Annotated in this window: 6 protein-coding genes and 1 tRNA gene; 4 read left to right on the top strand and 3 right to left on the bottom strand. The window is 59.2% G+C overall.

What is annotated here, in order from left to right:
• Nucleotides 1-249 precede the first annotated feature (249 nt).
• From AC5RWT_RS31075 to AC5RWT_RS31065, 3 genes are all read left to right on the top strand, one after another.
• Nucleotides 250-1,764 carry a helix-turn-helix domain-containing protein gene (locus tag AC5RWT_RS31075; protein ID WP_494083575.1) on the top strand — a complete coding sequence of 505 codons (1,515 nt, stop codon included), beginning with the start codon at nucleotides 250-252 and terminating at the stop codon, nucleotides 1,762-1,764.
• A 53-nt stretch (nucleotides 1,765-1,817) separates the two neighbouring features.
• A tRNA-Thr gene (locus AC5RWT_RS31070) sits at nucleotides 1,818-1,877 on the top strand.
• 380 nt (nucleotides 1,878-2,257) lie between these two features.
• Nucleotides 2,258-5,479, top strand: a complete 3,222-nt coding sequence (locus AC5RWT_RS31065) for a type ISP restriction/modification enzyme (protein ID WP_494083574.1) — start codon at nucleotides 2,258-2,260, stop codon at nucleotides 5,477-5,479.
• A gap of 401 nt (nucleotides 5,480-5,880) precedes the next feature.
• On the opposite strand, the gene AC5RWT_RS31060 is transcribed toward AC5RWT_RS31065, so the two are convergent.
• Together AC5RWT_RS31060 and AC5RWT_RS31055 are read right to left on the bottom strand one after the other, a co-directional pair.
• Complete coding sequence (locus AC5RWT_RS31060; RefSeq protein ID WP_494083573.1) at nucleotides 5,881-6,126, bottom strand: hypothetical protein; 246 nt, start codon at nucleotides 6,124-6,126, stop codon at nucleotides 5,881-5,883.
• Nucleotides 6,127-6,292: 166 nt separating this feature from the next.
• Nucleotides 6,293-7,123 carry an endonuclease VII domain-containing protein gene (locus tag AC5RWT_RS31055; protein ID WP_494083572.1) on the bottom strand — a complete coding sequence of 277 codons (831 nt, stop codon included), beginning with the start codon at nucleotides 7,121-7,123 and terminating at the stop codon, nucleotides 6,293-6,295.
• 123 nt (nucleotides 7,124-7,246) lie between these two features.
• On the opposite strand from AC5RWT_RS31055, the gene AC5RWT_RS31050 reads away from it, so the two are divergent.
• The gene (locus tag AC5RWT_RS31050; protein WP_494083571.1) at nucleotides 7,247-7,597 is read left to right on the top strand and encodes a hypothetical protein; all 351 of its coding nucleotides are present in this window, start codon (nucleotides 7,247-7,249) and stop codon (nucleotides 7,595-7,597) included.
• Between the two features lie 252 nt (nucleotides 7,598-7,849).
• Here AC5RWT_RS31050 and AC5RWT_RS31045 read toward each other — a convergent pair whose 3' ends face one another.
• A complete protein-coding gene (locus AC5RWT_RS31045; RefSeq protein ID WP_494083570.1) occupies nucleotides 7,850-8,374 on the bottom strand; it encodes an endonuclease domain-containing protein in 525 nt (174 codons plus the stop codon).
• Nucleotides 8,375-9,306 lie beyond the last annotated feature (932 nt).

Here is a 9,306-nt window from a genome sequence, read left to right as displayed (position 1 = left end):
CATCCGCTGCGGTGTAGTCGCGAGTGATGCCCTCCCAGCGGGAATCGGCGGCCCACTCGAGCTCCAGTGCCTTGGCCGCTTCCTCAGCGTTCATCGGGGCCGGCTCAAATGATGCAGTCATTGCTGTCTCCTGTTCGGTGTCGGGTCCGGCGGGTTCCGATCCTCGGTGATCGGTCCGGGCCAAATCCTTCGTGAAACCGACTATTCCGCACTCTGCAATAAGTAATCCATGGAAAATGCTGGAAAGATTTGCACTTCTTCTCGTATTCTCAAGAAATGACAACCACCAGCTGGAATCGTCCGGCCAAGCACGACGGCGGTGCCTCCGCCGAGCCCGAAATCGACGTCATCAGCCTGGGCAGGCGGGTGCGGCACCTGCGCAAGGCCCAGGGCATGACCCTGGACGATCTTGGTACCGCAATCAACGCCGCCCCGTCGCAGCTCTCGCTGATCGAAAACGGCAAGCGCGAACCCAAGCTCGGCATGCTACAGGCCCTCGGCAAGGCCCTCGGTGTGGGGATCGACCAGCTGCTCGGAGCCGAGCCGCCCAGCCGCCGCGCCGCCCTGGAAATCGAGCTCGAACGCTACCAGCGCGGGCCGCTGTACGAATCGCTCGGACTGCCCAAAGTCCGCGTCAGCTCACGGCTTCCCCTGGACGTGCTCGAGTCACTGGTAGGGCTGCAGCACGAGCTGGAGCGCCGGCTGGACGAGCAGGCCGCCACCCCGGAGGAAGCCCGTCGCGCCAACACCGAGTTGCGGGCGGAAATGCGCGCCCGGAACAACCACTACGAGGACCTCGAGGCCCAGGCCCAGGAACTGCTGAAGGCCGTCGGCTTCAAGGGCGGCCCGCTGTCCCACCACGTGGCCGCGGACATCGCCGAGCACCTCGGTTTCAGCCTGCAGTACGTCAGCGATCTGCCCCATTCCACCCGCTCCGTGACGGATTTAAAGAACAGCAGAATTTACCTGACTCAGGGCCACCGGTCGGAACACGACCCGCGTTCAGTGCTGCTGCAGGCCGTCGGACACTATGTCCTGGGACACCAGACGCCTACCGACTATGCGGACTTCCTCCGCCAGCGCGTCTACACCAATTACTTCGCCGCCGCCCTGCTGATGCCGGAGCAAGCCACGGTGGACTTCCTGCAAAAAGCCAAGGCCTCCAAGGAGTTGGCAATCGAAGACCTGCGTGATGCCTTCAGCGTCTCCTATGAGACCGCTGCCCACCGCTTCACAAACCTTGCAACGCACCACCTGGGCATCACCTGCCACTTTCAAAAGGTCCACGTCTCCGGCATCATCCACAAGGCCTATGAGAACGACGGCGTGAACTTCCCGGCCGACCATACTGGAGCAATTGAAGGCCAGCCGGTCTGCCGCAACTGGACCTCCCGCGCGGTGTTCGAGGTGCCGGACAAATTCCGCGCCTTCAACCAGTACACGGACACCAAGGCGGGCACCTTCTGGTGCACTGCCATCACGGAGCGGCACTCGTCGGGGGAGTACTCGCTGAGCATCGGCATCCCGTACAAGGAGGTGAAGTGGTTTCGCGGCCGCGACACCAACGAACGCTCAGTCTCCAATTGCCCCGACGAATCCTGCTGCCGCCGCCCACCAGCCGACCTCGCCGCCACATGGGCGGGCAACGCCTGGCCCAGCGCCCGCGCCAACTCACACCTACTCGCTGCCCTACCGCCCGGAGCGTTTCCCGGTGTTGACGAGACTGAGGTCTACCGTTTTTTGCAGTCGCAAGTTAGTGAGTAGCTCATTGCATCCCCGTCGACGGATGCAAGGCCCTAGTGTTATCTTCACCGGATAGTCGCAATGCGACCAGCTGTCTTGTAAACAGGGGGTCGCCGGTTCGAATCCGGCAGGGGGCTCCGTAACAAAAAGGCTCCGGTTCCTTGAGATCTCAAGGGGCCGGGGCCTTTTTGGCCTTCACGGAAGTTTTACATTTGGGAAACGGGGACGGTTGCGTATAGCCCCGTTTTCCCATGATTCTCGGGTTCATGGTGAGTAGATGGTGAGCTCCTCGCGCTCTCTGATCTTCATAGTTTTCATGGAATGCGACTGCGGGCCAGGAGTATTGAGTCGCAACTGTCCCGGCAGCGGCAGCCAGCAATTTGCGACGGAGATGATGTGGCAGTGAAGCTGGAAGCAGTGGCGCACACCTTGAATCGCTAGTGCAACTGAAGGGCTCAGTCGCCTGCCGCTGATAGATTTGACGAATAACCGCATTGCCTACTTGGGGAGAACTATGGATGCCGCTGAAAGATACGTATCAACCCTCCGCGGTATCGAGGCTTCACCTCACACGACTGAACCTGAAGCGCAATTGACGCGACCGGTCGCTGACCTCTTCGAGCAGCTATGCATTGAAAACCAGATCGGAACCCTCTACCTCCAGCGGGAAGCGCAGCTTCAGGGGGTGCGACCCGACTTCGCGGCTCTAATCGGTGGAAGGGCCTGTGGGTGGGTTGAGCTTAAGGCTCCTGGACATAGCTTAGACGGCGGGAAGTGGAAGGGGCGGGAGCGTACGCAGTGGCTGCGCCTAGCTGAGCTGGACGCGTTGATAGTTTCTGAAGGATCTGAGGCGTACCTTTACCGCCTTGGAGAATTGGTGTGTACAGCTGAGCTTCCTGCAGCTCCAGCAGCAGAGTGGAACCCACAGCCCTTAGTGGACCTGCTTCGGCAGTTCGTCTCGCTACGGCCACCTGTCATTCTCCGCGTTTCACAGCTGGCAGATCGGCTGGCGCCGCTGGCTCGAATGTTGCGTGATCGGCTTACCGCGGGCCTGACGAGCGAAACACCCATCGCGGTGATATCTCAGGCGAAGAAGGTCTGGTCCGCGCACGTTCATGAAGACGCTTCTGACAAAGAGTTTGCCAGCGACTTGGCTCAAGTAGTTGCCTACAGCTTGGCAATCGCGGCCCTCCGAGGTGGAGCCGACAAAGACGGCGATAACCTTATTTCCTTGTCAGAAGCCAGAGACGCACTGAAGGGTAGTAACGCAGTTCTAGCTGCCTCCCTTGGACCCGTGTTGGAAGTCCCAGGGCTCCACAAAGAAATAGCTGCCGAGATTGGCGCGATCGAAAGACTCGTGTCGGTCGTAGATAGCAGCACGATTGCAAAGAGCAAGGACACTCGCGGCGAGCCCTGGCTATGGTTCTACGAAGACTTTCTTGCCAAGTACGACCCGGTGGCTCGCCAGCAAGCCGGCGTTTACTACACGCCGACGGCTGTCGTTCAAATGCAGGTTAACCATGTGGACTACATACTTCGTCATGAGATGAAGAAGCGGCTGGGATTCGCAGACAAGAACGTGATTACGCTCGATCCCGCGACGGGATCAGGAACATATCCGCTTGCCGTGATTGATAAAGCTGCCGAGATAGCTGTTGAAGAACGCGGGCCGGCGGGACCGAAGCAGGCCTCCAAGCATTTGGTCAAGAACCTGATGGCGTTCGAACTCATGCCCGGCCCCTATGCTGTAGCGCATCTCCGAATCGGTCAGCGACTTGCCGAGTTGACCGGGGCATTGTTGCCCGAAGGCAACGTGCGGGTCTACCTCACGGATACGCTTGATGATCCGGAAGGCGCGCCTGCTCCTGCGACGCTTTGGGGAGACGTCGCGGTCCTTGCGGAGGAGCGAGAACGAGCGCGGACGGTTAAGAGCACTCAGCCCGTCACTGTGTGCCTCGGAAACCCTCCATATTCTCGTGGGGCCGCCGCGAACGGGAAGTGGGTCGTGAATCCAGACCACGGGCGCGCGCTGTTCCTAGATGTCATCGAGCCGGCCCAAAGGGCTGGAGTCATATTTGCTTCCCAGGCGAGCCTCTATAACGACTATGTCTATTTCTGGCGCTGGGCCATCTGGAAGGCCTTTGAGCAGCGTCTAGACGAACCGGCCGTCGTCAGCTTCATTACGGCATCATCGTGGCTGAACGGACCAGCGTTCGTTGGGCTTCGCGAGCTTGCCAGAAAACATGCTGACGAGATGTGGATTGTTGATCTTGGCGGAGAGGGGCGTGGCTCCAATCAAGAGGAGAACGTCTTCGCGATCAAGACTCCGGTAGCCATCGTGACGCTTTTCCGTCGAGGCAAATCTCGAAAGTCACCTGCCGTCGTAAGATATCGGCGGATAGATGGTAGCAAATCGGAGAAACTGGCAAAGGTTCAAGCCCTCGCAACTCCTCTGGAAGAGCCGCAACAATGGTCTACCCACGATGACGCGCGTGGCGACAAGCTCATACCCGCCTATGGAGGCGAGTCATGGTTCTCGATGCCCTTGCTGACAGATCTATTTCCTTGGCAACAGCCGGGATGTAAATATGGCCGAACGTGGCCCATCTCACCGGATCCGAGACTGCTTGAGGACCGTTGGAATCTTCTGCTCTCCAAGACTGACGAGACTGATAGGGCGAAGTACTTCGTCACCGGTACAAGCGGCCGGAATATCCACACGTCGGTGAAAGGGTACTCGAAGAAGCTGTCGGAGCTAGTACCGGGAACCCCCCACGAACCAATATCACGCTACGGTTTCCGAAGCTTCGACCGTCAATGGGCGTTTGAAGACAGGCGGCTGGCGAAGACGGATAGTCCGTCACTGTGGGCGAGTCGCTCAGACAGCCAGATCTACTTTGCTAGCTCATTCACGATGCCGCTTGGCTCTGGACCGGCTCTAACCGTCACAACCGATGTCCCAGACCTGCACTTTTTCAATGGACGAGGCGGCAAAGACATCATGCCCCTCTACCGGGACGCCGACTGCAGTCAGCCAAATGTGACAACAGGGCTACTGGCAGTGCTCTGCGAGAAGCTAGGGGTCGATGTATCGCCGGAGGACCTAGCGGCTTACGCATATGCCCTGCTGGCGCAAGGCAGCTACCAGCGGCATTTCAAACAAGAACTCGCGACACCGGGGCTCAGAGTCCCGATAACCGCCGACCCAGAACTGTTCGCTGAAATAGTCGAAGTCGGAAAGCAGTTGCTATGGCTTCAGACTTATGCGGAACGATTTAGTGATGTTGGCAAGGGTCGGGGAACTTCTGTACCTCCCGTGGAAGGTCTCCATTGGACCTCCTCCGTTGAGGAGGTGCCGGAGGACCTGGATGAAATAGCTTACGATCCTTCAACGCGCTCCCTGTCTATAGGATCAGGGAGTATCGCAGGTGTTGATAAGGAGGTTTGGGACTTCTCGATTGGCAACTGGTCCGTGGTAAAAAAATGGCTGGCCTACCGTACTCGGAAGGGTTCAGGACTTGTTGCAACCAAGCCGAAGCCACTTGATGGCATCCGTCCCGTCCGATGGCTAGATGATTGGAACGACGAGTTGCTTGACCTACTTCGACTTCTCACCCACACCGTAAGGTTGGAACCCGTCCAAGCTCAACTCCTCCAACGGGTAGTCGAGGGCAGCTTGATTCCAGTTGATGCACTGCCGGAACCATCCGCATCTGAACGAAAAGAGCCGAAGTAACGACCTGCCATCGCGGGTGCCGAGTAGAGCGGTGACAGCCCCGCTGATGCAGGGGCTGTTTCGTTTTTCATTCGTTCGTTTCGAAAAGTGTCTTCCCCTGTCCCTGGCCGATGACTCCATTATGGCGTGCTGAATCCAGCGCCGAGCGGTTCGTAGCTGAACGGTCCATCGGTAGGCGACCGCCGCGGTAGGGATGCCCTGGGCATGCTGGAGCGGAGGACGGAGAGCGGGGTGGCGCCGATCTGTGAGCCTGCCTTGAGCAGCCCACCTGAGCTACCCTCTCCGGCCCATCATGGGCAGGCGGAGCAGGCTCACCCTGCCCATGAGCAGCCCACTCCGGACACGACAAAGGCCACTCCGCAGGGTGGCCCTCGTCTGTTGCGCCGCCTGATGCGCCGGCTCTAGTCGTCCAGTGCGGGATAGTCGCCGTCTGCGGCGGCTAATGTTTCCATCCAGGCCATGGCGTTTATGGCTTGCTCCATCCCGGCGAGTGCTGTGGCTACTGCTGACGGGCTGTAATGGTGGTCTCTGTTCTGGCTGTCCCGACTCATGACTATCCGGCCTTCTTCGGCCAGTTGTTCGAGCTGGTATTTTATCGTCTTCAGTTGCTCGTAGATGTCGGCGGCAGTGCGCGTAACCTCGCTCATCATTCCCCTCCCTACTTCGCCAGGTATCGGTATAGCGTGGAGTGGCTCGGGGAACTGCCTCTGATATGCGCAGGTTCAGTTTCACCTTCTCGGGGGAGGGATCGCACGAGCAGCTGCCGATGGAGTTCAAGCGCAGTTGCCCTGATCACAGTAAACGGCCAACGCGTCAGGGCAGCCTGACTACGCAGGTTCGTTTAGTCATCGGGGTGCTCGGCTCCGGGTGGATGCGGGCCAATTTTGACTTGCCGCCGTACTTTTTCAAATAATCAGCCCCCCTTTCCAGCCTGGTGGCGTCGTCGTCTGCGCGCCCAAGCATGGTGTTGCAGCCGGCGCAGATTAAACCGCGCAGACACTGCCCACATGAACCGGGGCGGTCGCAGCAACCGTGGTCGTGGTCAACATGCAATCTCCGCCCGGGCGGTGGTGGCTCCTCGCAGATGGCGCACAAACCGTCCTGCTCCGCGAACCTCTCCTCATACCACACAATGGTCGTGTTGTACCTGACAATGAGGTGGTCCGCGTACTGGCAGCGGAGGCAAACGTTGTTCAGTTTATCGCTAAATCTCTTCGAATAGCCGAACGCAGTCTCCGGCAATAGTTGGAGGCAGCGCAGACATTCCTTGAGGTCCAGCGCGTCGCCGTGCCGTTCCTTCGTGTTCCGGCGTTTAGTCTGGACCCTCAGCGGCGTTAGCCGCTTCCCGTTGTGCTGCTGGGCCCAGTGCCCGGAGCAGAGGCCTAGCGCCAGCCGGAGTTTTTGGCATCCCGTGAAGGAACACAGGTCCCGCTCAGGCTCCGGCTCGACGGGACCGAGGGGCGTCAGCGGCCTGCCTTCCCGTTCCTGCGCCCCATGTGTTACGCAAAAGCCGCGTCCGTGAAGAGGTCGCTCACAGGCCCCGCCGTCCAATCCTGGTCCTTGACACTCGCGGATCGCGTGACGCGAGCCGATCGGCGTCAAAGGGGCGCCCCGCTTGTGTTGCCGGTAATGGGCATCGCACATTCCGCGTGAAACGGGCGCGCGCTCACACCGTCCGTCGTTGGCTCGATTGGGTCCGGGGCACTGTCCCGCCGGTGCCCGGAATCCAATGGGGGTCAGCGGCTTGCCTTTACTATTCTGGTAGTAGTGACCTTCACACATGCCGTGACCGAAGATTCGCCTTGTACACCGGCCATTGCCAGCTTCATTCGGGCCAGGGCATCGCTTTTTTTGCTTGCGCAGGATGATCGGCGCCAGCACCTTTCCCGCGTTCCGCTGCTGATAGTGCGCGTTACACAGGCCTGTCTGTCGGTACAGCGGGCGTCCACAGGATTTTTTGCCGTCTCTCCCGGGACCGGGACATATCTGCTCCATGAGCACAATGTAGCGCCGCTGTCCGACAGTTACAGTCGGCGGAGTGCTGCCATCGCCGACGGTGCGTCCAGCATCATGCCGCTTCAGCCAGAACGGCCGGTCGTGGCCGGCACTCTCACGTGAGCGACTGAAGTACCGCCTGGGATGCATACCCGGTGATGGTCTGCTATCCCGCGGCTGCATAGTTGCGCGGCGAGCCGTTCCCCCAGTTCACATGCCCCGGAGGTGGACCCCCTTGGCAAGAATCCAGTAGCACCGGTGGTGATAGCGCCTTTTGTAGCGTACTGCTTGGAAAGTTTTCAGTCCTTGGTGCGATCTTTAAGGAGTTACAGGAACGTAAAGGGAGAACTCTGCGCGCTTACCGAGATGGGGATCCTAGGCAGCCGTTCCGCACTCGTCGCCCCGGTTTTCGTCTCGGAGCTTCCGTTCGAGCCTGCGCCTTTTTGCGCGCGCCAAATATTCCAACGCTCGTTTGAACGTCTCAGGATCATCGTCAAACAATCCCAAGCCTTGGTTGCATCGCTGGCAAAGCAATCCGCGGATGCAGTGGCCACAAGAAGCTTTGCCTGCGCAGCATCGGTGGTCGTGATCTAAGGCGAACCTGTAGCCCTCTCGGTGTACAGTCACTCCGCACATGCCGCAGCCGCCACCCTGTTCAGCCAGGAGTTCCTTATATCCGTCAAGATCAATGCCGTAGAGACTCTTCAACCTGATGGAGGCATGGCAGTGCCGGCATCGGTATTCGAGCCCGTCCTGCGCATACTTGCTTTTGCTGAACTCGTCGAGGGGTTTCCACTGCCCGCAGGCGCGGCAGAATTTGTTGCCGTCAGCATCCCTCGACAGAACTTGGTTGCCACGGTTGGGCCTGCCAGCGAAAGGAGTCAGAACCTTGCCCGCCATCTTCTGTCTCCAGTGGTGTTGGCATAGCCCTTCCCCTTGTGGTGCGTCCTTATAGCGGCAGCCGGGAAAACTGCAGGCTTGAGACATTCCGGCGGCTCGCTGTCCTCGCAGCGGACGCAGTTCGCTGCCGCGGTGGTGTTGGCCGTAGTGCCCAATGCAGAGTTTTAGGCCTTTATTGTGCGTCGGTCTTCCGCATTTTGTTCCATCCCGGTTAGGGCCTTCGCATGGGCCGTCGCCAGTGTTGATCCGTCGTACTGGCTTAAGCGCACCATTGCGTCGCAGTTGTCTATGATGTGGCCAGCAAAGTCCGGTGTTGGGGGCTTCAACTTTTCGTTCACACTGCTCGGCGCCGTCACGGCCTGGGCCAGGGCACCGCTTATCCCCGTCGGAGTAAACGCGCTCTTCAATCGGTTTCATTGAGCCGCGGCGTTTCATCTGCTCGTGGTGAGTTTTGCACAGTCCCGTAGCCTTTATCTGCGCCAACCGGCTGCAGTTATCGCTTCCCAGCACCCCAGGGCCTGGGCAGGGTTGTGAGCGCCAGTTCGAGTTCTTGTTCTCGTCCGCCTGTGGCATTTGTCCTCCTCGTTGATCGATGGGACGAAAGCCTAGGATCAACTTTCAGATCGGGCAATTCACAAAATCTCTTGAATGTCAAAACGCAGCACGACCATCGACCTTCGATGAGCTCAAATCGTTGCCCGGGCACCGAATGATGGTTGAACGTAGCACAAACGAGCGGCCAACCCTACTTGTAACAGTAGGTAATATTCTTCGATCCCCGCCCCCTCGGCCCTTGCACCCACGATTCCCCGCCCCGCCCGTAATAGCAATTTTTTGCCTGCGCGGTTCAAAGGTGTTTTTGCGTTTGGTATAGGGCTGTCGGCTTGTAACTGTGCGGATCTTTGCGAACTGGAGCAGGGAACTTTGAATGC

The sequence above is a fragment of the Arthrobacter sp. Dra40 genome (assembly GCF_059091905.1).
This window is presented reverse-complemented; position numbering and strand designations above follow the sequence as displayed.